This is a genomic window from Enterobacter sp. JBIWA005 (assembly GCF_019968805.1).
Classification (GTDB): domain Bacteria; phylum Pseudomonadota; class Gammaproteobacteria; order Enterobacterales; family Enterobacteriaceae; genus Enterobacter; species Enterobacter vonholyi.
Genome location: NZ_CP074159.1, coordinates 2,422,838 through 2,448,728, shown reverse-complemented (window position 1 = coordinate 2,448,728; position 25,891 = coordinate 2,422,838). Strand labels below are relative to the sequence as shown.

Annotated in this window: 20 protein-coding genes and 1 pseudogene; 13 read left to right on the top strand and 8 right to left on the bottom strand. The window is 56.7% G+C overall.

Annotated elements, in window-relative coordinates; all coding sequences use genetic code 11:
• The first annotated feature begins 8 nt into the window (after positions 1-8).
• From KGP22_RS11570 to KGP22_RS11545, 6 genes are all read left to right on the top strand, one after another.
• Positions 9-1,022, top strand: coding sequence for an ABC transporter ATP-binding protein (locus KGP22_RS11570; protein ID WP_223578959.1), 1,014 nt, complete (start codon positions 9-11; stop codon positions 1,020-1,022).
• 1 nt (position 1,023) lies between these two features.
• A complete protein-coding gene (locus KGP22_RS11565) occupies positions 1,024-1,968 on the top strand; it encodes an ABC transporter permease (protein WP_223578955.1) in 945 nt (314 codons plus the stop codon).
• Positions 1,958-2,764, top strand: coding sequence for an ABC transporter permease (locus KGP22_RS11560; protein ID WP_029741505.1), 807 nt, complete (start codon positions 1,958-1,960; stop codon positions 2,762-2,764). Before KGP22_RS11565 ends, KGP22_RS11560 begins: the two co-directional genes overlap by 11 nt.
• 24 nt (positions 2,765-2,788) lie before the next feature.
• Complete coding sequence (gene patD / locus KGP22_RS11555; protein ID WP_223578950.1) at positions 2,789-4,213, top strand: aminobutyraldehyde dehydrogenase; 1,425 nt, start codon at positions 2,789-2,791, stop codon at positions 4,211-4,213.
• A 182-nt stretch (positions 4,214-4,395) separates the two neighbouring features.
• Entirely contained in the window at positions 4,396-4,569 is a 174-nt protein-coding gene (locus KGP22_RS11550; protein WP_013096478.1) for a GhoT/OrtT family toxin, read from the top strand.
• An 87-nt stretch (positions 4,570-4,656) separates the two neighbouring features.
• Positions 4,657-5,412: an alpha/beta hydrolase gene (locus KGP22_RS11545; protein ID WP_223578947.1), complete on the top strand. Its 756-nt coding sequence runs from the start codon at positions 4,657-4,659 to the stop codon at positions 5,410-5,412.
• 120 nt (positions 5,413-5,532) lie between these two features.
• Here the strand turns inward: KGP22_RS11545 and KGP22_RS11540 are convergent, their stop codons facing one another.
• From KGP22_RS11540 to KGP22_RS11530, 3 genes are read right to left on the bottom strand one after another with little or no spacing between them, the layout of a single operon-like run.
• On the bottom strand, positions 5,533-7,710 hold the full coding sequence (locus KGP22_RS11540; RefSeq protein ID WP_223578944.1) for a virulence factor SrfC family protein: 2,178 nt from the start codon (positions 7,708-7,710) through the stop codon (positions 5,533-5,535).
• A complete protein-coding gene (locus KGP22_RS11535) occupies positions 7,707-10,688 on the bottom strand; it encodes a virulence factor SrfB (RefSeq protein WP_223578942.1) in 2,982 nt (993 codons plus the stop codon). Before KGP22_RS11535 ends, KGP22_RS11540 begins: the two co-directional genes overlap by 4 nt.
• A gap of 4 nt (positions 10,689-10,692) precedes the next feature.
• Positions 10,693-12,039, bottom strand: a complete 1,347-nt coding sequence (locus KGP22_RS11530) for an SrfA family protein (RefSeq protein WP_223578940.1) — start codon at positions 12,037-12,039, stop codon at positions 10,693-10,695.
• A 283-nt stretch (positions 12,040-12,322) separates the two neighbouring features.
• Here KGP22_RS11530 and KGP22_RS11525 point away from each other — a divergent pair, with 283 nt between their 5' ends.
• Both KGP22_RS11525 and KGP22_RS11520 read left to right on the top strand, forming a co-directional pair.
• Complete coding sequence (locus KGP22_RS11525) at positions 12,323-13,921, top strand: ABC transporter substrate-binding protein (RefSeq protein ID WP_223578938.1); 1,599 nt, start codon at positions 12,323-12,325, stop codon at positions 13,919-13,921.
• 49 nt (positions 13,922-13,970) lie between these two features.
• Positions 13,971-14,204 (top strand): YdcY family protein, encoded by a 234-nt coding sequence (locus KGP22_RS11520; RefSeq protein ID WP_008501298.1) that lies wholly within the window; start codon positions 13,971-13,973, stop codon positions 14,202-14,204.
• A 3-nt stretch (positions 14,205-14,207) separates the two neighbouring features.
• Here KGP22_RS11520 and KGP22_RS11515 read toward each other — a convergent pair whose 3' ends face one another.
• Complete coding sequence (locus KGP22_RS11515; RefSeq protein ID WP_032656841.1) at positions 14,208-14,657, bottom strand: DMT family transporter; 450 nt, start codon at positions 14,655-14,657, stop codon at positions 14,208-14,210.
• Positions 14,654-15,172, bottom strand: coding sequence for a GNAT family N-acetyltransferase (locus KGP22_RS11510; RefSeq protein WP_149366987.1), 519 nt, complete (start codon positions 15,170-15,172; stop codon positions 14,654-14,656). The genes KGP22_RS11515 and KGP22_RS11510 overlap by 4 nt, the downstream gene beginning before the upstream one ends.
• Before the next feature lie 148 nt (positions 15,173-15,320).
• Here KGP22_RS11510 and KGP22_RS11505 point away from each other — a divergent pair, with 148 nt between their 5' ends.
• The 3 genes from KGP22_RS11505 (at position 15,321) to KGP22_RS11495 (ending at position 17,925) form a co-directional block, all read left to right on the top strand.
• A complete protein-coding gene (locus tag KGP22_RS11505) occupies positions 15,321-15,896 on the top strand; it encodes a helix-turn-helix domain-containing protein (RefSeq protein ID WP_008501301.1) in 576 nt (191 codons plus the stop codon).
• A 62-nt stretch (positions 15,897-15,958) separates the two neighbouring features.
• Entirely contained in the window at positions 15,959-17,002 is a 1,044-nt protein-coding gene (locus KGP22_RS11500; RefSeq protein WP_220353782.1) for an NADP-dependent oxidoreductase, read from the top strand.
• 254 nt (positions 17,003-17,256) lie between these two features.
• Positions 17,257-17,925, top strand: a complete 669-nt coding sequence (locus tag KGP22_RS11495; protein WP_111963665.1) for a GntR family transcriptional regulator — start codon at positions 17,257-17,259, stop codon at positions 17,923-17,925.
• 119 nt (positions 17,926-18,044) lie between these two features.
• On the opposite strand, the pseudogene pqqU reads toward KGP22_RS11495, so the two are convergent.
• Positions 18,045-20,145: pseudogene (pqqU, locus tag KGP22_RS11490) on the bottom strand (TonB-dependent receptor PqqU).
• 242 nt (positions 20,146-20,387) lie between these two features.
• Here pqqU and KGP22_RS11485 point away from each other — a divergent pair.
• Positions 20,388-21,449, top strand: coding sequence for a YncE family protein (locus tag KGP22_RS11485; RefSeq protein WP_111963663.1), 1,062 nt, complete (start codon positions 20,388-20,390; stop codon positions 21,447-21,449).
• Between the two features lie 51 nt (positions 21,450-21,500).
• On the opposite strand, the gene ansP is transcribed toward KGP22_RS11485, so the two are convergent.
• Entirely contained in the window at positions 21,501-22,997 is a 1,497-nt protein-coding gene (gene ansP, locus KGP22_RS11480) for an L-asparagine permease (protein WP_111963662.1), read from the bottom strand.
• A 438-nt stretch (positions 22,998-23,435) separates the two neighbouring features.
• Positions 23,436-24,971: a methyl-accepting chemotaxis protein gene (locus KGP22_RS11475; RefSeq protein ID WP_223578933.1), complete on the bottom strand. Its 1,536-nt coding sequence runs from the start codon at positions 24,969-24,971 to the stop codon at positions 23,436-23,438.
• Between the two features lie 344 nt (positions 24,972-25,315).
• Here KGP22_RS11475 and KGP22_RS11470 point away from each other — a divergent pair, with 344 nt between their 5' ends.
• Positions 25,316-25,855 carry an AAA family ATPase gene (locus KGP22_RS11470; protein WP_115875251.1) on the top strand — a complete coding sequence of 180 codons (540 nt, stop codon included), beginning with the start codon at positions 25,316-25,318 and terminating at the stop codon, positions 25,853-25,855.
• The last annotated feature ends 36 nt before the right edge of the window (positions 25,856-25,891 follow it).

Sequence of the window (25,891 nt, the reverse complement as noted above, 5' to 3'; positions counted from 1 at the left end):
AGCAGAACATGACGTACGCAGTCGAGTTTAACAATGTTTCCCGTCTGTACGGCGACGTCCGGGCGGTGGATGGGGTCACCATTGCGATCCGCGACGGAGAGTTTTTCTCCATGCTGGGGCCTTCGGGCTCCGGCAAAACCACCTGCCTGCGTCTGGTAGCGGGTTTTGAACAGCTGTCAGGCGGGACGATTTCTATCTTCGGTAAAGAAGCGAGCGAACTGCCCCCCTGGGAGCGGGACTTGAACACCGTGTTTCAGGATTATGCGCTGTTCCCGCATATGTCGATCCTCGACAATGTCGCCTACGGGCTGATGGTCAAAGGCATCGACAAGAAAAAACGCCATGCGCAGGCCCGTGATGCCCTGGAAAAAGTGGGCCTGAGTTTTGCCGTTGCCCGTAAACCTTCGCAACTTTCCGGCGGCCAGCGGCAGCGTGTCGCCATCGCCCGCGCGCTGGTCAATGAGCCGCGCGTCCTGCTGCTGGACGAGCCCTTAGGTGCGCTCGATCTCAAACTGCGTGAACAGATGCAGTTCGAGCTGAAGAAACTTCAGCAGGAACTCGGTATTACCTTCATTTTTGTCACCCACGATCAGGGTGAAGCCCTTTCAATGTCAGACCGGGTGGCGGTGTTTAATAACGGGCGGATCGAGCAGGTGGACACCCCGCGCGATCTCTACATGCGTCCGCGCACGCCGTTTGTCGCGAGTTTTGTGGGCACTTCCAACGTCTTTGATGCAGGACTAGCGCACAAAATTTGCGGCATGGAAGGCAGCTATTCCCTGCGTCCGGAACATATCCGTCTTAACGAGGGCGGAGACGTTCAGGTTCAGGGCATCGTGCAGGCCGTTCAGTACCAGGGGGCGGCCACGCGGCTGGAGCTGAAGCTTGCCGATGGCGCCAAACTGCTGGTGAGCCAGGCCAATCTCAGTGAAACCTCGCCGCTGAGCGGCATTGCGCCGGGGCAGGCGGTGATGGCGTCGTGGTCACGCGAGGCGATGATTCGCCTGCATGAGGAGAGGTGAAATGTCTATGAGTGTCGCGCATCCTCCCGCCTCGCACGGCCGCTTCAGCCGAATGACGGCGCTGTTCTGGCGGAAACCGTCGCTCGGCCTGTTCCTGCTTCTGCTCGCGCCGCTCATGTGGTTTGGCATCGTCTATTTAGGATCGCTTCTGACCCTGCTGTGGCAAGGTTTCTACACCTTTGACGATTTCACCATGGCGGTCACGCCGGACCTGACCCTGGCGAACATTCAGGCGCTCTTCAACCCGGCAAACTATGACATCATCCTGCGAACCTTAACGATGGCGATTGCGGTGACCATAGCCAGCGCCATTCTCGCATTCCCGATGGCCTGGTACATGGCGCGATACACCCGCGGCAAGTGGAAAGCGTTTTTCTATATCGCTGTCATGCTGCCGATGTGGGCGAGCTACATCGTCAAAGCCTACGCCTGGACGCTGCTGCTGGCGAAGGACGGCGTGGCGCAATGGTTTCTCAGCCATCTCGGGCTGGAGCCGATTCTGACCTCACTCCTTACGCTCCCGGCGATTGGCGGCAACACCTTATCCACCTCCGGGCTGGGACGGTTTCTGGTCTTCGTTTACATCTGGCTGCCGTTTATGATCCTGCCTGTCCAGGCGGCGCTGGAACGCCTGCCGGCCTCGCTGCTGCAGGCCTCGGCCGACCTCGGCGCCCGCCCGCGCCAGACCTTTCGCTACGTCATTCTGCCGCTGGCCATTCCGGGCATTGCGGCGGGGTCCATTTTCACCTTCTCCCTGACGCTGGGGGATTTCATCGTTCCACAGCTGGTGGGGCCGCCGGGCTACTTCATCAGTAACATGGTCTACTCGCAGCAGGGTGCAATTGGCAATATGCCGATGGCCGCCGCGTTCACGCTGGTTCCCATCGTGCTGATTTCTCTTTATCTGGCGTTCGTGAAACGTCTGGGAGCATTCGATGCACTCTGAACGCGCACCGCTGTTCCTCAAAGTGGCAGCGTGGGGAGGCGTCATCTTCCTGCACTTCCCGCTGCTGATTATCGCGACCTACGCCTTCAACACCGAAGACGCCGCTTTCAGCTTTCCGCCTCAGGGGCTAACGCTGAAGTGGTTTAGCGTGGCGGCGGGGCGCGGCGATATTATCGAATCCGTGACGTTGTCACTTCAAATTGCCGCGCTTTCCACCGCCATTGCCCTTGTGCTTGGCACGCTTGCTGCAGCGGCGCTGTGGCGAAGCGAGTTTTTTGGCAAGAATGCGATCTCTCTGCTGCTGCTGTTACCGATTGCGTTACCGGGGATCATCACCGGCCTGGCACTGCTGACGGCCTTCAAAACGATCGACCTTGAGCCGGGCTTTTTCACCATCGTGGTGGGACACGCCACCTTTTGCGTGGTGGTGGTGTTTAACAACGTAATTGCACGGTTCAGGCGCACCTCCTGGAGTCTGGTCGAAGCGTCGATGGATCTCGGGGCCGACGGATGGCAAACCTTCCGCTATGTGGTGCTGCCCAATCTGGGTTCAGCGCTGCTGGCCGGGGGTATGCTGGCGTTTGCCCTGTCGTTTGACGAGATAATCGTCACAACATTTACGGCGGGACACGAGCGCACGTTACCGCTGTGGTTGCTCAACCAGCTCGGGCGTCCGCGCGACGTGCCGGTCACCAACGTCGTGGCTCTGCTGGTGATGCTGGTGACAACTATCCCCATTCTGGGAGCCTGGTGGCTAACCCGCGACGGCGAAAACATTGCCGGCAGCGGGAAATAACAGTGAATTCAACAGGAAAATGCTATGCAAAAACATCTGCTGATAAACGGTGAACTGGTTGCCGGAGAGGGTGAGAAACAGCCGGTTTATAACCCGGCCACCGGAGAGGTGCTGCTGGAGATTGCTGAGGCGTCAGCGGCCCAGGTCGACGCGGCGGTTCAGGCGGCCGACCGTGCTTTTGTGGCGTGGGGACAAACGACGCCGAAAACCCGCGCCGAGAGCCTGCTGAAGCTGGCGGATGCGATTGAAGCCCACGGCGAGGAGTTTGCCCGGCTCGAATCCCTCAACTGCGGCAAGCCGCTGCACTGCGCTCTGGGTGATGAAATTCCGGCGGTGGTTGACGTTTTCCGTTTCTTTGCCGGGGCCGCCCGCTGCCTTAACGGGCTGGCCGCCGGAGAGTACCTTGACGGCCATACGTCGATGATCCGCCGCGACCCGGTGGGCGTGGTTGCCTCTATTGCACCGTGGAACTACCCGCTGATGATGGCAGCCTGGAAACTGGCACCCGCGCTGGCGGCAGGGAACTGCGTGGTGATTAAGCCCTCTGAGATTACGCCCCTGACCGCGCTTAAGCTGGCAGAGCTGGCAAAAGATATCTTCCCGGCGGGCGTTCTTAACGTGCTGTTTGGTCGGGGCAAAACGGTCGGCGATCCGCTTACCGGTCATGAAAAAGTCCGTATGGTCTCGCTGACCGGTTCAATTGCTACCGGGGAACATATCATCGGCCATACGGCGTCCTCCATTAAACGCACCCATATGGAGCTGGGCGGTAAAGCACCGGTGATCGTGTTTGATGATGCCGACCTGGATGCGGTCGTCGAAGGAGTGAGGACGTTTGGCTTCTACAACGCCGGGCAGGACTGTACCGCCGCCTGTCGTATCTACGCGCAAAAGGGCATTTACGCCGCGCTGGTGGAAAAACTGGGTGCCGCGGTTGCGAGCCTGAAAATGGGCGCACCCGAGGACGAATCAACCGAGCTGGGGCCGCTGAGTTCGGCGGCACATTTATCCCGCGTGTGCAAAGCGGTGGATGAGGCCAAAGCCCTGAGCCACGTCAGCGTTGTGACCGGGGGCAGCAAAAAAGAGGGGGCGGGCTACTACTTCCAGCCAACCCTGCTGGCGGGGGCCAAACAGGAAGATGCCATTGTGCAGCGCGAGGTGTTTGGCCCGGTGGTGAGCGTCACCGAATTTGATGATGAGGCGCAGGTGTTGGCCTGGGCGAACGATTCGCAATATGGCCTGGCGTCTTCGGTCTGGACCAAAGACGTCGGCCGCGCCCATCGCCTGAGCGCGCGCCTGCAATATGGCTGCACCTGGGTGAATACCCATTTTATGCTGGTGAGCGAAATGCCGCACGGCGGCATGAAACTATCGGGCTACGGGAAGGATATGTCGGTCTACGGGCTTGAGGATTATACGGTCGTGCGGCATGTCATGATCAAACACTAATCCTCCCAGCCTGGCCGCATGCGCGGCCAGGCGTTCTCCTTGCCCGCCACACGTGTTACGAAAGATACTCAATTGTTATTAGCCGTAATTTTTAAGTGGTTATTCTGTAACGAAAAAACTTGATCTGTGTCAACATATGACGCATATTGCGTGCGGTTATTTTTTCGGCTCTGGTATACAGAATGACGTTGTATCAAAAGATGTTGGTTTTTTACGCAATCATGGCTTCCATCTGCGCATTAATCACCTGGTTCCTCTCTAAAGACCGCAAACGTATCCGCCTGCTCAGCGCTTTTCTGGTGGGGTCAACCTGGCCAATGAGCTTTCCCGTTGCGCTGCTGGTCTCGCTTTTCTGAAGCACGCTTCCAGTTTTAAAAGATGAACATAGCATTCCTGATGAGGTGACTGTATAAATACACAGTGCATCATAAAAAGGAGTGCTTATGAACAGTTTTTACTCGCAGCAGGCCGGTTGTACCGTGCGCTGGCATGACCTGCCCGGCACCGGCGATCCCGTGGTGTTTATTCACGGGCTGGGCTGCGCCTCTTCCTACGAATATCCCCGCGTCGTTCGTGACCCGCTGTTTGGCGCGCGCAGAGCGATTCTCATCGACTTGCCCGGCAGCGGCTATAGCGATAAGCCTCTGCACTACAGCTATAAAACCACTGACCAGGCCCACGTTGTCGCGGAACTGATTGACCATCTTGAGCTGGATTCCTTCTGGTTATACGGCCACAGCATGGGCGGCAGTATCGCTATCGAAACGGCGGGGCTGCTGGGGTCGCGCGTGAAGGGACTGATGGTGTCAGAGCCCAATTTCCACGCGGGTGGGGGCATGTTCAGCCGGACTATTGCAGCGCAAACCGAGCAACAGTTTCTGGAACAGGGTTATGACGCCATGCTCAGCGTAGAAAAAACAGCGTGGGCCGGGTGCCTGCAGAATAATGCGCCGTATGCGGTCTGGCGGGGGGCATCGAGCCTGGTGGCGGGCGTTGAGCCCGAGTGGGAAGCGCAGTTCCTGTCACTCCCTTGCCCGGTAACGTTGATTTTCGGCGAGCTGTCTCTGCCGGATGACGATGTGGATAATCTGAAGCAAAAGGGCGTTGAGGTGAAAATTATCCCAGCGGCGGGGCACTCGATGTCGTGGGAAAATCCGTCTGCGCTGGCGCAGGCCTTAGCCGGATGTATGACGGAGTGATGAGCGCAAAAACTTCGCCCAGCGGCGCTACGCTTGCACGGGTCTACAACAATGAAGAATGTAGGCCGGGTAAGCGCAGCGCCGCCCGGCAAGAGAGGCGGCTACATTGTTAATCAGCCTTCAGCGTAATAACGCCTGCAAAGCCTGACGCGCACCCGGCTGAACATCATGCGGGTGCTGGTAATCAATGTTCTCTATCGCGCGGCTATAGAGTGCGACCAGCCAGTCGTAAACGTACGCGGTGGCCGCATGTACAGGCTGTTCTCCCAAACGCGTCAAACGAGGCTCGGCGCTGCTGACCACCGGCGTGACGAAGATGGCCTGGCCCTTGCGGATGCGGCTTGCCGGACGTGTTGCCACGGGCGTTTGGTCGTAACCCAGCCAGCCAACGAAATTGCCCATCACGGCATGCAGCTGTGCCGCGCTACTTTTGTCCGCTTCGACAATGCGCTGAAGCTGTTGAGGCAAATTCAGCCGGTAGCTGGTGACGACCAGCACGTCCGCGATTTGCTGTAACACCTCAGGATCCAGCCCAAGACGGACGGCGGTCGCCTCGTTGCGGCTCCACTGGCGCAAATGATTTATCCAGACTCGGTGCGCGAGACGCGCTTTGTCTTTTGTCTGGAACAGGCCAGTGCTTTCCTGCGCGTTCTCGGCAAACAGATCAATAGTGTCCGTAAACAGCCCGTTCACCTGCTCCTCGCGAGGCTGCTGAACGGCGAGCAGCGTTTCAAAGGCTTTCAGAGGCGGCAGCAGGCCTTCAAGCAGTTCGCCGTGGCGGGCGGCGCTGCTTTGCAGCATGCGCACCATGTTTTCCGCCTGAGCGCGTCTTGTCCCCGGTTCCTCAACCAGCGGGGCCAGATAGCTTTGCATCAGCGCCGACAGCTCCTGACGCAGCGCGTTTTTCAGCGTGCCGAGACGTTTCTGTCGCTGCGCGGGTAACGTGGCCTGGGACAGCCATTCGATGACGCGCTGCATGCTGTGGCTGTCCAGCGCCTGCAGCGTGCCCCAGCGTAAACCCGGCTTTCCGAGCAGATGCTGTACGGCTTCATCGAGATTCTGCCGGGTAGTAAAGCGGGCGTCATGCGGGGTGATCGCCCACACCAGCCCCGGCAGGGCAGATTCTACAGCAGGCTGCGTCTCCTTCACCCAGTTCATTAAAACTTTTGCTTTTTTGGCCGTCTGTTCGTGCTGTGCCGTCGCGTTGCAAATCACCAGCACATCCGGCTGAAGCTGTTGACGGTAATGTTCAAGAAGCCACTGGGATTTTGCCTGGCGTAGCGGATCGGCACGGTTATCTTCAAAAACCGGAATATCAATAATATCGACGTTATCCAGAGCCCCGTTCTCAACCGGCAGCACCAGCTCGCGGGTCAGGAATGCCAGCACGTCGACCGGGATGCTGATGGCGTTAAGCATTTCACCGCTATTCAGCGGATGAAGCAGCGTCTCCTGCGCGTCCTGAAGGTCTAACGCGCCGTCGTGCGTCAGGAACCCTTCACCCGGCAGCCCAAAGCTGTCCACCAGCAGGCTAAGCGGGGCAGCAAGATCGCCGGCATGGCTGGTCTGGTGCAGCACATGGGCCAGTTTTAACCACTGCAGGGTCAACTCCTGCTGCTCGCCCCAGAGCAGCGACCAGACGCTGGCTCGCGTGCTGAGATCGAGAGAAGGTACCAGTTGGGCAAACTCATGCCACAGGGCATCATCAATTTGCTGCTTAGCGGCGGGAACCGTGCTTTGCCAGAAGCGGGCAATCGTCCCCACTTCCTGAGCCGTGATGCCGGGCACGCTCTGCGGCTGGCGCAGCCCGCGCCACTTCTCCAGACGTGTCTCAATGACCGCTTTATCCACCGCGCGCATCTGCGGATGGAGGGTCGTACGGGCAATAAACAGCTGTACCAGCTCGGCCTCGGTGACAAGACTCAGACGCAGCGGGAACGCCTCATCCGCCACCTCCGTGTTTTCACGGGTAAAGCGGACGGCCATGTTGGTCAGGGCATGTCCCGGATTGATATGCGAAAAATAGTCAAAGGTGCGCTGGCCCGGCGTCACGTTCAAGCGTCCATTACCGCTGCCGCAAAGAGACAACAGCAGGTGCGCTTTCGCGCTCTGCGAATGGCCGTAAAGCCCAACGCTGCTCTGGCGGGTCATGGCGCGTTCAATGGCCTGCTCCCGCGCCTGCGCCGCGTTGATGCGGGCAAGCAGGGCGTCGGCATCGTTATCCAGCACAGGGGCGTTCAGGCGCGTCTCATTAATCCACCCAATTAAGGCCTGAGTGGTGGTCGTCGTCGCTGTCATTTCAGGTATACGCTCCCGCTGTCGATCCAGTAGTGGCTACCGCTGTGTCGGCGATCGGCCAAAGTATTCAGTTTGAAGGTTAATGCGTCAGGGGCAACAGGCGTGCCGTCCTGCAGCCAGGCATCGCTCAGCTCGAAGGCCTCCGGCCCCTCCTGCTTGCTGCCGCCGCAGAGCCTGAGCCGCACGTTAAGCACGCCGTCACCGGCAATGGCTTTCGCCAGTTCAGCCGAGTTGATGCTGAGCGTGTAGAGCGGCGTGGCAGGCCAGCGCGCGTTCGCCAACTGGCGGAAGCCGAGAGTCACGTTACCGCGCAGCGGGAAGTGCAGACGCGCGTCAAGCTTCGCGCCGGGTTTATCCAGGTCGATATCCTGGTACCAGACGTTTTCCTCGCGCAGGGTATTGACGGTGTTATCCAGCACGCCCAGATAGCGCACGGTGGAATACGCGCCAATGTCCGCAGCTTTAAAGTTGAAGCGCGGCAGGCGCAGGTCAAGCGCCAGGCTGCAGAGCATGGCCCCGACGGCAGCTGTCGATTTCGGATTGCCAATGCGCCCCTGCTGGCTGAACGGATACCACTCGTGCACCTGGTATTTATCCAGCCAGACGATGCGGTTGACCGGCACCGGCTGCAGATGTCGAATGAGCGCCTGCACGCCGGGCAGGCAGCCGGGGCGTCCGGTGATCAGCAGAATATCGCAGCTGTAATGTGAAATCGCCTCACACACCGCGTGCAGCGGGGAGGCCAGCGTAAACTGCCCGGCCAGCATCGCATCCTGCATTTCGCGGAAGCTGACGTGCAGCGGCACGGCGAACAGGTCGAAAGCGTCAGAGCCCGCAGGCAGGGCATGATCGATCGCCTGCTGCAGGTAGTTCATCACGTTGCGCGTCGGCTTCTGCGGCAGGAGATCGCCAAAGGTGGCATGCAGACCGGCCAGCGGATCGTCAACGTCGCTCGATTCCCACGCGGCAAGAATGGCATGGCCAATCGGCATAAAGAGCTGCAGCGCCGTCTGCTGGCGGAGTACGGCCTGGGTATCAATACGCCCGGAGTCGCCGAACAGCGAGGCCATCAGCAGCGAGGCATCAGCAATACCGGATTTCTGCAGCTGCGTTTGCAGCGCGGGCAACACGTAGCGCTGAATCACGTCCAGAAGCGTATCGTCGCCCGCGACCTTAAATCCTTCACGGAACAGCAGCTGAGGGGTGATTTTGACGTTATTGCCGGAACCGTCGTCCAGCTGATAATGGGTGATCGCCATATCCGTTGTGCCACCGCCGATGTCGATGGACGCGACGCGCAGCGCGCGGCCCGGCTGGCTACCCGGCTCAGGCTCGCGGTCCGGACGGGCCAGAGAGGCGAAGAAGGCTTCGGTCTGGCCGCCAAAGCGGGAGATGGCTTCGTTATACAGCCAGACCAGCTGACCGCAGCTGGCTTCATCCCACTCCATCTGGATTTCAGGTACCGGCACCACGCTTTTTTCCTGCTGTTTGCGGGTGACAAAATCCTCATCCTGCGGGTGCCATCCCATCGCTTTCCAGACGATGGCGATGGCTTCAAACATGCGGCGACGGAAGATCTCGCGCTCCTGCTTTGGCATGGCGGAGGGCAGCGTCAGGATCAGCGTGCGCAGCTGGCGCGGCGACGCCGGGAATCCCAGACGCAGGCGCGTGGCGACGCTGTTGATCTGCCCCAGCGCCTGCGCCAGCAGCTCGCACAGCATGTGGGTCATCAGGGTGCTGCGGCTGTATTGCGGAGAGAAGACCGGCAGCCGTTCGTCCTGCGGCAGCGTGAAGAGCGGCTCGCCGTCATCGTTCATCAGGTTCATCAGCGGAAACGCGGTGGCAAGCGGTTCACGCTGGGTCTTGCTGTTCATCTGGCTAAAGCGCCAGTCCTGCACGACCGGCGTTTCATCCCACAGGTAGCGACGCGGGCTCGAGATGCCGCTGTTGCCTTCGGTCCCCAGACGCTGCATCGCCAGCTTGCGGGCTTCATCACCCACGCGAACAATGGACGGCCAGACAAAGGCATCTTCGCGACCGCTTTCGACCGAGAAGTGCTGCTTGCCAAAACGCGCTTCCGAAAACTCGAGACGGCTGGTGAACAGCGGCGCATTCAGGAACTGCGGCTCGCTTAGCGAGCGAACCTGCAGCTCGGCGGTCTGGCGTAGGCCATCGTTGGCATCGCCGTGGTCTTCAATAATGACGCCACAGGTGTGGGTATTGCCCACGTCGAGGATCAGATCGACCGGAATGGCAGGCGTGCTGAGCGTATGGGTAACAAATTTCACTTCCGGCACGGTGAGTTGTTCACCGAGCATGGTCATCAGGTTGAGCCAGTGGGCCTGATATTCAAAACCGCGCATCGCCTGCTGGAGATCGCGTTCTGAGCGGTTTTCGACGCCGTCGGCATACTGGGTAAACGCCTCGCGCAGCCAGCCGTCAATCCACGTCTGGTCGAGGAAGCTTTCAACCTCATTGTCTCGCCAGGCCAACGCGAAACGGGTCCCGTTCAGAATATCGTTTTCTACCGGGGACAGGGCGGACGTGGCGTGTTCAGCAATCTGGCTGTCAAGGGCGAGCGTGACGCGGTGCGTATTGCCCGCCGTGTCGGGTGTATCCAGCCTGCGCACCTGAACGCGGGCCCAGTTATCCGACCCCTCAACGAAGGTTCGCGGCGGGTTGAAGCGCAGGAACGGAACCGGAAGCCAGACGCCGTCCAGCACCGCCAGGGACTGATGCAGCGGGATGGTGGTTTCCGGCTTAACCACTTCAGGCTGCCCGCCGTTCGTTCCCGGCAGGGTATAGCGCCCGTTAACCAGGTCGAAATCGAGTCGCAAAAGCGGGCCGTTCGCGGTTTTACGTACGAAGCGCCCGTTGCTGGCGGTGTCCTGCGGCGTCAGACCGAAATCAAGGAACTGCACGCCGCTGTTGGCAATAAGTGTGACGCTTTGTTTATAGTCGCAAAGATTTACCAGCATAGGATCAGGCACCTGCTTTCTTGAACGTCAGTGGAACGACGGTATTGGCATCATAACGGGCGCGACATTCAGCGATATCGCTGGCGCCTGCTTTACAGGCAACTTCCGGCATCGGGTAGCGGGAACCGTCGGTGCAGCGGGCAGTACCGCGACTTTTAATCATCAGCTCGCCGTTGCTGTGCAGGCCGGAGAAGACCTCCGCGCGGCAGACGACGTTGTCGCCATGGACAACCCGGGCGAAGCCCTTATTGTTCTGGATCTGATAGCGCATTGACGGCGGCTTGCCGGTGACCGGATCTTTCACGTCGAGAACCGCACGCCAGGTACCGTTCAGGAAACGCGTCGATCCCGCTTTCACCTGATTCGCTTCCATCACCATGGCATCTTTCGGGATGGCGACAATCACCACCGGGGCAGGCTGTGGCGCAGGCGCTGGAGCAGGCTCTTTTTCTTTGTTTGTCAGGACCTCTGCCTGATGCAGCGGCAGTTTCATCGCCAGCGGCTCAACCGCTTTGATCGGCTTTGGCGCAATCTCGACGGGTTCTGGTGCGGGCACCGGTGCGGGCTCAGCGGAAGGCGACTGTTTTGGCCACAGCAGCGGTGCGGCAATGGCGGCAACGATCACAGCAGCAACCGGCAGCGTCCACAGGGGAACACGACGTTTTTTCGCGACGATCGGCAGAGCAGGTTCCTGAGCGGGTTGCGCAACCGCCGGGGCTGGCTTTGGCTCATACAGCTCTTCCGGCGTGATGCGCACCACCGTGGAAGGGGCGATCAGCGGCTCGTCGGCGTGTTCAAAGGCTACAACCGGTTCTGGCTCAGGCTCGGGCTCAGGATCTTCAATCACAACGGGGGCAGGCTCAGGGACCAGCGATTCTCGCAGGCAGTCGAGAACATCGTCGCGCGCATTTTCGTTCAGGTTTACAAAGCCCCAGAAGCTGATGACAGGCTTTCCGTCCACCAGGAAGAGGAAGTTTTCACCCGGGAACTGAAACGCCTTTGACAGCAGAGAGCCAAAAAGCTGCTGCGCGGTTTTGGGGGACTGGAGGCATTTCTTGCTTAACGACTCAACGCTGGCGAGCGTGTTTTCCAGATAGCGCAGGGCGCGATAGCGGTCATCTTCATCTGCCGCTTTCCAGCTGGTTACGCTCCCTTCAACGGGGGAATACCAGTCCACGCGGTCACCGCTGTCGTTGACCTGAGGAATCGCCAGACAGTCGACGATGGCCTGTTGTTTGCGCAACCGGAGCGCTTCCCGGATTTGTAACGCTGATTCAAAAACGGCTTGTCCGCCGCCGCCAACGGCCTGAAAGTCATCCAGGTTACCGCTGCGTAAAAGAGTTTTTGCCACGATTTGATCCCATATACTTCTTCACACCGTTACTTTAACGAAACGAGGAAGCAACCAAACGGGGGAAGAGACGCTAAAAGGGCCGATTTCTTGCGGCATAGAAAGTGACGGTTGTGCTTGACGAATAATGGCACTTAAGGCAAATCATCTTTTTGGGCGCTGGCGGTTAAAACAGCAAAAAACGCGGCTTTAGAATAACCTGATAGTGTTTCGTTATTTGCCAGGTCAAAACGCCTGTGCTGTTATTACTGTCCTATATAATAAAACTGTCAGGGTTATAACCATGTCTACAGGGAAAACACTGCTCGCCCTTGCGCTGAGCGCGCTGTTACCAGCCGGTGCCGCATGGGCGGCAAACAACGACACCCTTATTTACTGTTCTGAAGCGTCCCCCGAGTCCTTCAACCCGCAAATCGCCAGCTCTGGCCCGTCTTTTGTGGCCAGTTCTCAGGTACTGTACAACCGCCTGATCAATTTCGACCCGGTGAAAAACACCCCGGTGCCGTCGCTGGCAGAGTCCTGGACAATCTCGCCGGACGGCAAGACTTATACCTTTACCTTGCGCAAAGGGGTGAAGTTCAACAGCAATAAATATTTCAAACCGACGCGCGACTTTAACGCCGATGACGTTATTTTCTCGGTCATGCGTCAGAAAGACCCTAAACACCCATATCACAACGTGTCGCAGGGCAACTACGAATACTTTAACGATGTGGGTCTCGATAAGCTGATCCAGGACGTTAAAAAGGTCGACGATTATCTCGTTCAGTTCACCCTCAGCGAACCCAACGCCGCGTTTCTGGCCGACTGGGGGATGGATTTCGCCTCCATTCTCTCCGCCGAATACGCCGACGCGATGCTGAAAAAAGGCACGCCTGAAAACGTAGACACCTGGCCGATTGGTACCGGGCCTTACGTTCTCCAGCAGTACAAAGTGGATTCGCTGATCCGCTACGTCGCAAACCCGAACTACTGGGAAGGCGAAGTGCCGACGAAGCATCTCATTTTCTCCATTACGCCAAACGTGGAAACCCGCCTGGCGAAGCTGCAGACCAACGAGTGCCAGATTATTCCTGCACCATCCCCGGTTCAGTTTGATGCCATTAAGAACAACAAAGACCTGACTCTGCACTCGGTCGATGCGCTGAACGTCGGTTATCTGGCGTTCAACACAGAGAAAAAACCGTTCGATAACGTGCTGGTGCGTCAGGCGCTTAACTACGCGACCGACAAGAAGGCCATCGTTAATGCGGTCTTTATGGGATCGGGCACGGTGGCAAAATCGCCGATCCCGCCAAATATGCTGGGCTTCAATAAAGACCTGAAGGACTACAGCTACGATCCTGAAAAAGCGAAAGCCCTGCTGAAGCAGGCGGGTCTTGAGAAGGGCGCGGAAGTCACGCTGTGGTCAATGCCGGTTCAGCGTCCTTATAATCCGAACTCGCGTCGTATCGCAGAGATGATCCAGAGCGACTGGGCTAAAGTCGGCGTTAAAGCCAAAATTGTCTCCTACGAGTGGGGCGAATATCTCTCCGGAATGCGTAAAGGCGAACATGACTCCGCGCTGTTTGGCTGGATGTCCGATAACGGCGACCCGGACAACTTCGCCGATGTGTTGCTCGGCTGCAACAGCATTAAAACCGGCTCAAACGCCGCGCGCTGGTGCGATAAGGGGTATGATGCGCTGGTGCAAAAAGCGAAGCTGACCAGTAACCCGGCCGAGCGCGCGAAACTTTACGGCCAGGCGCAGGAGATTTTCTACCAGCAGGCGCCGTGGATCGCGCTGGCCAACGGGAAAACGTTCTACGCGACCCGCAGCAACGTGACCGGATACAGCGTGAGCCTGATGGGCAGCGATTTCTCTAAGGCGAAGCTGAACTGATCGTTTGCCCGGTGGCGCTGCGCCACCGGGCACATAACAAGGAGTGACAATGTCACATTTAAATGAAGTTATCGCCCGCGTCGATGCCGCCATCGAAGAGAGCGTGATTACCCACATGAATGAACTGCTGATCGAATTAAGCGATGATGCTGAACTCAGTCGTGAAGATCGCTATACCCAGCAGCAGCGTCTGCGCACCGCGATTTCGCACCACGGTAAGCAGCATAAAGAGGAGATGGACGCGCGTGAGGAACAGCTGACGAAAGGCGGCACCATACTGTAACCATCAAAACTGGCGTCGCGCCACCAGCCAAGCCCCGACCACCAGCATCACCGCGCCGCACACCGGGCCAATCAGGGCGCGCAGCGGAATGCCATTGCTCCTCAGCACGTCCATCACCAGCCCGCCAATCAGCTGGCTTGCTACCAGCACGGCGATAGTCGTTGCCGCGCCAACGTTCTGATATCCGCTGATGCTGGCAAACACGAAAAACGACCCCAGCAGCCCCGGGATAAGCGTCCACCAGCGAACCGTTGCGGCCAGCTCGCTGAACCCGGCGACGCCCTGTTTCAGCAGCAGAATGCTGACAAACAGCACAATGCCGACCAGGGAGTTCAGCAGCATCGCGATGAGAATGGTGGAGGAGGACTGGGTGATACGCACCATCAAGGTGTTTTGCACCACCAGACCAATTCCCGCCGCCACCAGAAACGCCAGCGTCAGCGACTGATTCATGGGATAGCGTCCGGTTCGCTGCGCTCGTCCAGCTGCAGCTGCATAAAGGTTAAGTCCAGCCAGCGGCCAAACTTGGTTCCCACCTGCGGCATCTGCCCCGTGGTGACAAAGCCGAGCGTTTCGTGGAGGTGAATCGAGGCATGGTTTTGCGCTTCAATCCCGGCCACCATCACGTGTTTACCGATGGCGCGGGCCTCGTTAATCAGCGCGATCATCAGCGTGCGGCCAATGCCTTTTCCCTGGTGTTCCGGGTGGATGTAGACCGAGTGCTCAACCGTATGACGAAAACCGTCGAAGGCGCGCCAGTCGCCGAAAGAGGCGTAGCCGGTAATCACGCCGTCTTTTTCGCTTACCAGAACCGGGTAACCCGCGAGAGTGCGTGCCTCAAACCAGGCGATTCGGTTATCGGTATCGACGGTTTTATCGTTCCAGATCGCGGCAGTATGCAGCACCGCGTGGTTGTAAATCTCTCCTATCGCAGCGCAGTCTTCTTTGCAGGCATGACGAACGATCATGATTAAACCTCTGTGTGTTGTTCACTATAGTGTTACGTTGTGGCTACGATATTACACAACCGTATAGCTCGAACGCTACGGCATAAGCCATATTTTTTTGTTATCAAAAGCCCATTGAAATGCTCTTCATTCACTATAGTATGACGTCATGAACACCATAACAGACACGATGAATCAACGGATTAGCGCAAGAATTCGCCTGGAGCGTGAGTCTCGCGGGTGGTCCCTGAGCGAGCTGGCCGACCGGGCAGGCGTCTCCCGCGCCATGATCCACAAGATTGAACGCGGAGACAGTAGCCCGACGGCCACCTTGCTTGCCCGCCTGTCCGGCGCGTTTGGCATCAGCATGTCAACGCTGATTGCCCGGGCCGAAATGCAGGAGGGCAAGCTGCTGCGCCTTGCAAACCAGCCCGTCTGGCGAGATCCGCAGACGCACTACCTGCGCCGCCATGTTTCTCCCCGCACCGATCTGCCCATCGACCTTGTTCAGGTTGAACTGCCTGCGGGCAGCGATGTTCCGATGCCTGCCTCTTCTTACGCGCTGGCGCGTCAGCTTATCTGGCTCCAGTCCGGTGAGCTGGTGTTTCAGGAGGGCGACACTCGCCATGAAATGCACGCCGGAGATTGTCTCGAGCTGGGGCCGCCAAATGACTGCCGGTTCATCAACGAAACGAATGAAACCTGCATCTATCTGGTTGTACGGCTTAACCAGTCCGGCTCGTAATGCTAATGCGATAACGCCGATCGTGAGCCAGGCTGTAATAACATTTGTACCAGAAGGAGATCCTGATGAATCAACCTGTTTCGCAAAATCGCCGCTGGGTGCTGGCCTCTCGTCCTCAGGGCGCGCCGGTGGCGGAAAATTTTCGTCTGGAAACGCAGCCTGTTCCAGCCCCTGTTGAGGGGCAGCTTTTGCTTCGTACCGTCTGGCTGTCGCTGGACCCGTACATGCGGGGGCGCATGAGCGATGCGCCATCCTATTCACCGCCGGTTGAGCTGGGTGCGGTGATGGTGGGGGGAACGGTCAGCCGGGTTGAGCAGTCAAATCATCCCGATTTCAAACCGGGTGAATGGGTGCTGGGCTACAGCGGCTGGCAGGAGTATGAACTCTCGGACGGCAGCGGCCTTGTGAAGCTGGGCGAAAATCCGTCTCATCCTTCCTGGTCGCTGGGGATACTGGGTATGCCGGGCTTTACCGCCTATATGGGGCTACTGGATATCGGGCAACCGAAAGCGGGTGAAACGCTGGTGGTGGCTGCGGCGACCGGTCCGGTTGGCGCGACCGTCGGGCAGATCGGCAAAATCAAGGGTTGTCGGGTGGTTGGTGTGGCCGGTGGCGCGGAGAAATGCCGCCATGCCGTTGAGGTTCTGGGGTTTGACCTGTGTCTGGATCATCACGCGGCCGATTTTGCCGACCAGCTGAAGCACGCCTGCCCGAAAGGAATTGATGTCTATTATGAAAACGTCGGCGGAAAAGTATTTGACGCCGTGCTGCCGTTACTCAATACCTCCGCGCGCGTGCCGGTATGCGGTCTGGTAAGCGGCTACAATGCGACGGGCTTGCCCGAGGGGCCGGATCGCCTGCCGCTTCTGATGGCGACCATCCTGAAGAAACGCATTCGTATGCAGGGCTTTATCATCGGACAGGATTACGGGCACCGCATTAAGGAGTTCCAGGAAGAGATGGGGCGCTGGGTGCAGGAGGGGAAAATCCACTATCGCGAACAGGTAACGGACGGGCTGGAGAACGCCCCCGAGGCGCTGATTGGCCTGCTGGAAGGACGAAACTTCGGCAAAGTCGTGATTCGCGTCGCGAGTGACAATAAATAAACAGCAATATGGCGGGGTTTCCCGCCATATTTATTTGTGAAGATACGATATATTGTCTTTAATTACTGGACATAGCTTTTCGCGCCATCATCCCGGATGAGCCCGAAAACGATAAAAAAACAAAATTTGCTTTTTTGCTGTTTTTACGTACTTCCCACCACCAGGCATGACGATACAGGATATATCGGACCAGCGCCGTTTTATTAAAACTGGCGTTTAAAAATAGCATTAAGTTTTAGCTACAGGAATTCCACATGCTTGATTTGGATCACTTAGAAAAAGCCCAAAGGGTCAGTCTTACTATGCAAGTTGAACTCAGTTTGAAAGGAGCGTTAATTACAGGCTCACTCAAACCTGGGGCACGACTGATTACGAAAGAAATTGCCGATAAATTAGGAACCAGTATTACCCCTGTTCGCGAGGCGCTTTTGCGCCTGGTGTCATCAGGGGCATTACACGCTACGCCCGCGCAGGCATTTCTGGTTCCGGAGGTTACGCTGGAGCGCTATAACGAGATTAACGCCATAAGAAAACAGCTTGAGCCAATGGCGGTCGCCGCAGCCTGTCGGAATATGTCTGATAGCAAACTGGAGGCGTTGCGCAAATTGTCGGAGGCCTTCCATGAGGCCATGCGCAACGGGAACGTCCAGCAGGCACTGCATGCGAATCGCGTCTTCCGGTTTACGCTGTATCAGTATGCGGAAATGCCTACGCTTAATGCATTAATTGAGCAGCTCTGGGTGCGTATCGGGCCCTGTATGAACTATCTGCATCAGGAGCTTAACGATATCAAAGCCTCGACATATCACTATGACGAACTCCTTTCCGCCCTTGAGAGAAGAGATGTTGTTGCCTGCCAAAAGGCGATTGATAAGGTGATTGATGAAGCGAATTTGCTTTTACAGCGACAATATTTTAACTAAGAGATTATTTAGCAGGGCGACTATATTTCGCACCTAATTATTTATCCGGTGAATAACTCCTGATGGTTTATTGCCATCAGGAGCGTTATTTCATTAATCAAATAAACTTTTCTTTTAGCTTACTCGAAGCGATAAGAGACCGACAGCCCGACCCCGTAGTTACGGCCTGGTGCAGGCTCGTAATAACGACCGTTAGACTCGTTGACAATAACCGAGCCCGCGTACTCTTTATCGAACAGGTTATCGACGCGGCCAAAGACGTCCATGCCCCAGCTGCCGTAGTTGAATTTGTACCCTGTGTTCAGCCCGACCACCGTATACGACGGCGCTTTCGCCGTATTCTCGTCGTCGGCCATGATATCGCTCATGTAACGCACGTCCGTGCCCGCGTACCAGCCTTCCTCCGGCTGCCAGCCAAACGAGGCGAAACCCATATTGCGGGCAATACCCGGCATCCGGTTACCGTTACAGTCTGCGTCGCTGCAGACGTTAGTCCGGTAGGTGGCATCCAGATACGTCCACGCCATCTTCAGCTTCCAGTTCTCAGCAAACTGCTGATCGAGGGAAACTTCCACACCCTGACGACGAGTTTTCCCGGCATTTTTATAGGTTGTGCGGCCGCCTGAACTGGAGTCCACCACGATCTCGTCATCCGTATCGGTGCGGAACAGCGCCGCCGTCAGCAGGCCGTTGCCGATTCGGGTTTTGCTGCCCACTTCATACGTATTGTTGGTGGACGGCTGCAGCCCAATGTTGAGGCCTCCCTGGTTATCGGCGCGATAGGAGAGCTCGTTGATGGTTGGCGTTTCGAACCCACGCCCTGCGGCAGCGTAGAGGTTCCATGCGTCCGTCACCGCATACTTCACGGAACCGGCCGGAAGCCATTTATGAGCTGTCATCACCGTTGCCCGGCGTAACGTAATGGTCGTTGGAATCAAACCAGACCGAACCGTAGCGCACCCCCGCATCAACAGAGAGTTTCTGCGTCAGCTGCCAGCTCGTTTGCAGGTAAGGGTCAACGTTCCACATCAGGTTACGTTCGTTTCGACGCTTATCACCCTTCACGCCATAGTCCGGCACGCCATTGCTCATCACGAAGTTCTCGTAACCGCGACGATCTTCACTCAGGTTTTCATAGTTCAGACCGGTGGTAAAAGTCACCGGTACCAGCAGCTCGCCGCGGTGCGTCCAGCGGGTATCCACGCCCTGATAGTGGCGCTGCATATCAATCACGCCGCCGGAATGGGAGGCTTGTAGCTGCGGCTGATACGGAATCGACTGGTACTGCGTCATTTCACGCTCACCGGCGTACATCATCACGCTCAGGTCGTCCTGAGCGCTGAGCTGACGATCGTAGCGCAGACCGGCCTGGGTCTGCTTGATGGTCTTGCGGGTGTTGTACTGGTCGCCGCGCGGTGACTGACGCGGATTGTTCTGCCACTCCTGATAGCTCAGCCCGCCCGGATCGTTGGCCTTCATGTCCACGCTGTTGAAAATCAGCGTCAGCTTGCTGACGTCGTCAATGCGCACGCCCAGTTTGGCGTTAGCGAGGTTTTTCCGTGCGCCGCTGTGGTCGCGGTAGCCTTTGGTGGTGAAACGGGTGGTGGAAACGGTGTAATCCACATCGCCCGCGTGGGTGCCATCACCCATCGCGCCGGTGGCTTTCATGCCGTAGCGCCAGGTACCGTAGCTGCCGTAATAGCTGCTGGCTTCAATGGTCGGCGGCTGCTTACCGGTCTGGGTGTTGATGTTAATCACGCCGCCGGAGGCGTTGCCGTACAGGGCAGAGAAGGGGCCGCGCAGCACTTCAACGCTCTCCACGCTGGAAAGATCGATGTTGGAGGTCTGGCCCTGTCCGTCCGGCATGGTGGCAGGGATACCGTCGACATACATACGGATACCGCGCACGCCAAACGTTGAGCGGGCACCAAATCCGCGCATCGAAAGCTGGAGGTCCTGGGCATAGTTCTGACGGTTCTGGATTTGCAGTCCCGGGACGCTGCCAAGGGATTCAGACAGGTTGATGCGCGGCGCGGCCTGGCGCATGTCGTCGCCATTAACGACGCTGACCGCTGCCGGTGTATCGAGTTCCGATACGGTTTGCGGCGTGGCGCTGACGATCATGGTTTGTTCTTCCGCGCTCATTGCGGTGAGCGGCGCAGAAATAACAGGAACCAGCAGCAGCGGGAGAGAAGCCTTACGGGCAGAAATGATTTTCATGAATAAAACCGGTTGTGGTATGTAAACGAACCAAATGGAACATGTCCATATATGTTAAAGGTTTTGTAAAAGTTTTGAAAACTATAACCGCACATTGCGTTAATGGAAGGCGAAGCGGGAAAGAAAAACTCCACATTTAACACATTAATGATTACTATTCTCATTATCAAAAGGCAATGCCATGACGTTGTCTGCCGGAAGTGATGTCAGCCCAAACCCCACTTTTCAGAAAAGGAATTGTTATGTCTTTACGTCATCTGTGCTCACCGCGTCTGAGCCTGTCACTGCTGTCTGCCACTTTACTGCTTGCCGGGACGTTCCAGGTGCATGCCGCCGAAGAGGTGCTGCGTAAAGCGGTGGGCAAAGGGGCGTATGAAATGGCGGTCAGCCAGCAGGAGAATGCGCTGTGGGTGGCGACCTCGCAAAGCCGTAAAACCGATAAGGGCGGAGTGGTCTACCGTCTTGATCCGGTCACGCTGGACGTGACGCAGGCGATCCATAGCGATCTCAAGCCCTTTGGTGCCACCATTGACAATGCGACCCAAACGCTGTGGTTCGGCAATACGATCAACGGCGCGGTAACCGCGATTGATGCTAAAACGGGTGACGTAAAAGGGCGGCTGGTGCTGGACGGGCGTCAACGCAGCGAAACCGTCAAACCGCTGCAGCCGCGCCAGCTGGTGGCGGACGACGCGAGCAACACCATTTACATCACCGGTGTCGGTAAAGAGAGCGTGATTTGGGTGGTGGATGGCGCCACGCTGAAGCTAAAAGAGACCATTGCCAATACCGGTACTTACAGCACCGGCCTGGCGCTGGATGGGCAGGCGAAACGTCTGTACACCACGAATGCGGACGGCGAGTTGTTAACCATTGATACGGCCACGAACAAAATCCTGAGCCGTAAAAAAGTGCAGGATGACGGGAAAGAGCACTTCTACCTGAACCTGAGCCTCGACACTGCCGGGCAGCGCGCGTTCCTGACCGATTCAAAGCAGCCGGAAGTGCTGGTGGTGAGCCTGAAAGACGGTAGCGTGATCGAGAAAATATCCGCGCCTGAGTCACTGGCGGTCCTGTTTAACCCAGCCCGCAATGAAGCCTATGTGACGCACCGTGAAGCCGGCAAGGTGAGCGTGATAGATGCGAAAACGTATAAGGTGACTAAAACGTTCGACACGCCGGTCTACCCGAACAGCCTGGCGCTCTCTGCGGATGGCAAAACCCTGTACGTGACGGTGAAGCAAAAATCGACTCGCCAGCAGGAAGCTACCCAGCCTGACGATGTCATTCGTATCGCGCTGTAAGATAAAAAAAGGGAAGGCATTTGCCTTCCCTTTTTAATGCTTACCGGATGCTTAACGCGAGGTTTCTTCCACCAGCGGCGCGTCGTGTTTTTCATCATCAGGATGAACCGGCGCGGTGCTGTGAATTTCATGAACGCGTTTACGCACGCCGAACCAGCCCGCAATAAGCAGCACGGCCAGCAGCGGAATGGTCGCGATGGTGTAGGTGCCGTTCGGGTAGTCGAACGCCATCAGCACCAGCACGCTGAACAGGAAGAGCAGGGTGAGCCAGGAGGTCACCGGCGCGCCAGGCAGCTTAAAGCTGACGTCAGCGGCTTTGCCTTCTTTAATCGCTTTGCGCAGACGCATCTGGCAGACCACGATAAAGCCCCAGGACGCGATAATCCCGAGTGCCGCCACGTTCAGAACGATTTCGAATACCTGAGACGGTACCAGATAGTTCAGGAATACGCCGAATACGTACACTACCAGCGTCGCCAGAATACCGGCGTACGGCACGTGCTGCTTGCTCATCTTCGACATGAATTTCGGCGCAGAACCGCCCATCGACATGGAGCGCAGGATACGGCCGGTAGAGTAAAGGCCGGAGTTCAGGCTGGAGAGCGCCGCGGTCAGGACCACGATGTTCATTATGCTGCCAACGTAAGGCACGCCCAGCTTAGAGAAGAAGGTCACGAACGGACTCTGACCCGCCTGATAGGCAGTCCACGGGAGCAGCAGAACCAGCAGCACCACTGAACCGACGTAGAACAGACCGATACGCCAGATCACGCTATTAATGGCTTTTGGCACCATGGTCTGCGGGTCTTTACATTCCCCAGCTGCGGTACCCACCAGTTCGATAGAGGCGAAGGCGAACACGACGCCCTGAACCAGCACCAGCGCAGGCAGCAGACCGTGCGGGAAGAATCCACCGTTATCGGTTATCAGGTGGAAGCCGGTGGCATTGCCGTCCAGCGGCTTGCCGCTGCCCAGGAAGACGGTACCCACGACCAGGAACACCACGATGGCCAGTACTTTTACCAGCGCAAACCAGAACTCCATCTCCGCGAACCACTTCACGCCGATCATGTTCATGGTGCCGACAATCGCCAGCGCGCCAAGCGCAAAGACCCACTGTGGCACATCGCCAAACGCGCCCCAGTAGTGCATATACAGCGCAACGGCGGTGATATCGACGATACCGGTCATTGCCCAGTTGACGAAGTACATCCAGCCCGCAACGTAAGCGGCTTTTTCACCGAGGAATTCACGGGCATAAGAGACGAAGCTGCCGCTGGAAGGGCGATGCAGTACCAGTTCGCCCAGCGCGCGTAGAATGAAGAAAGAGAAGATCCCGCACACCAGATAGACCAGGGCGAGAGCCGGGCCAGCCATCTGCAGGCGTGCACCAGCACCTAAAAACAGACCCGTTCCGATAGCGCCGCCGATGGCGATCATTTGAACCTGACGGTTGCCCATCGCTTTGTGGTAGCCCTCTTCGTGGGAGTTCAACCAGCGACGTTTAGCAGCGTGATGATCGGCTGCGCTTTTATTGCTTGTTTTCATTGAGTTACCTGTTTGCCTGTCTGAACCATTATCGTGATAGTCCTGCCTGGCAGAGCGCAATACAAACGATTGCTTCTGCGCAAACACATGTCGCCTTCCCAGTCATTCTGCGTATGGATAAGGCGAAACATGGCGAGGCATCCTACCTGCAATTCATAAGCGACGCAAAATATAACCGTGCCGAAAGTGATGCACGTCGAAGGAAATCGTGTGGTCAGAGCAGACGGGGATCACAACACGCTGAATCGTGATGAGTTTTTAGTCAAAACAATCGCGAGGTTGATTATTTAATCATCAGAATATCTTAATTATTACCAGATGGTATAAATTGGGGTTACCTCAGAGCACACCCGCCGTTAACATGAAACGGTAACAGGCGGGTGACGGATCTGCGATAACGCACAAAAAATCATCTCAGGCTTCACAGACCCCGAACGGCTAACCGCCAAAAACGGCAATCGCCTGCTTAAGGCGCGTCGTGCGCTCCGTCAGGTGATTCGCGGCGTGAGTGACGTTATCCACCATCCCCGTATTGTTGTGGGTCATTGCGCCGATGCGGGAGATGGATGCGTTGATGAGCGTCAGCGCCTGGGTTTGCTCCTGCGTGGCGTGGCCGATCTCCTTAATCAGGGAGGAGACCCGCAGCACGTTGTCGATCATAACCGTCAGCTGCGTTTCGGTCTGTTCCACTTTCTCCACGCCAGCGTTGACGCTGGCGACGTTTTTTTCGATCAGCGCTTTGATCTCTTTTGCCGCCGTCGCGGAGTGCTGCGCAAGATTACGCACTTCAGCCGCCACCACGGCAAAACCGCGCCCGGCTTCACCCGCACGCGCCGCTTCAACGGCAGCGTTCAGCGCAAGAATGTTAGTCTGGAAGGCTATGCGATCGATAACGCTGATAATATCAACGATCTGGCTGTTATCCTGCGACACGGACTGCATCATACCGATGGTCTCTTTCATCATCGCTTCACCGCGGTGTGCGCTGTCGCTGGTGCGATCGGCCATCTGGATCGCCTCGTTCGCGGTTTCGGCCGTCTGCTTCACCGCGCTGGCAATCTCTTCTACTGCCGACGCGGTTTGCTGCAGAAAGGCTGCTGTTTCTTCAGAGCGCGTCTGTAGCGCCGCACCTTCTTTGGCAACCTGCTGGCTGATGGTGCTAATTCCGCTGATTTGCGCCCCGACATCATCAACCAGCGAATTCAGGTTCAAACCTGATTGATTCACCAGGCGCATCATCAGCCCGATATCATCGATCCTGTCAAAATGGTAATAGTCCGTTTTACGTCCTGAAACCACGCGCTGCATCTGTTGCACAATGGATTTTAACGGACTGGCGATCTGCGCATGAAGATAATAACCGAGGGAAGTAAAGAGCAGCACCAGACTTGCCGATTGCACAAATTTATCAGGAAATAAATACACGGCCAGACAGGAGAGTAACGCCGTCGTCGCAATACCAAGATGGATTCGTTTACGGGTGCTGAGACATTTAAAGAGCGAGATAAATGAAAATAAACCGCGTCGAACCAGCAATCCTTTATAAAAACGGTAATGTTTTAATTCGTTATTACGCACTTTTGTATAGAGTTTTTCACTGGCCGCAATCTCCTCGCGTGTGGGTTTATTTCGCACGGAAATATAGCCCGTCAGGGATCCGCCCTGCCAGACCGGCGTCACGTTTGCTCGCACCCAGTAGTGATCGCCATTATTACGACGATTCTTCACCAGCCCGGTCCAGGTCTCACCTTGCTGCAGGGTAAACCACATGTCGCCAAACGCTTCGGCAGGCATGTCGGGATGGCGGATGAGGTTATGCGGCTCGCCCAAAAGATGCTCTTCTTTATATCCGCTGGCTTCAATAAAAGCGGAATTAGCGTAGGTAATATGACTTTTTGTATCGGTGGTCGACATTAACGTCGAACCATCGTTAAGTAAATACTCGTTTTGTGTAACGGGAGTGTTACGCCTCATGAGTAACTCCATGATGATGTGCAAGAATAAAAAACATCCGGAAAACGCTCCGGCAAGATGAGTGTGATTATTTTTTATAACTGTCTTCTGCTTATTCTCTCTGAAATTTTGACTGCCTGAAATACCCACTGTTCATTATTTTTAATCTGTTAATTTTGTCGGATGTAATAAAAATGAAAATATTTTCAGGGGCATTTTGGGATGGCGATGCAAATAAATGACATAACCCAAACTGCAAGAGGGAGATCGTCACTGTGGAAAAATTGTCATGCTGAAATAGCGTTTCGTTAACAGGATGAAAACGCTATCATTTGGTCAGTTTTCGTTAACACAGTGAGGCTGAGGTGAAAATTAACGTCATCGGAACCAGCGGGAGCGGAAAAAGCACGCTGGCGAAGCAGATTGCGACCGCGCTGTCTATTCCCTGTATCGAGATGGACAGACTCTACTGGCAGGCTGACTGGCAGGGCACGCCGGACGATGAGTTTCAAGAAAAGCTGGAGCAGGCGCTACAGGCTTCGCCAGACTGGGTGCTCGACGGAAACTACAACCGTACGCGACCGGTGAAATGGCGCAATGTAGATGTGGTGGTGTGGGTGGATTATGGGTTTGCCCGCACCCTCAGGCAGGCGGTCACCCGAGCAATAAAACGGGCCTGGCATAAACACGAGCTTTGGCCCGGAACGGGAAATAAAGAGAGTTTCCGGCGCGCGTTCTTCAGCAGAGAATCCATTATCATCTGGACGATCAAAACCTGGCGTAATAACCGCACGCGCTATGAAGCCGATCTGCAAAACCCGCAATACAGCCATATTCGCTTCGTCCGCATTACCCGTCGGGAGCAGGTGGAAACGCTGATCGCCTCCTTAAAGTCTTATTCTTAGCATGGTTTTATATATCTGATTTCCGGCAAACTAAAT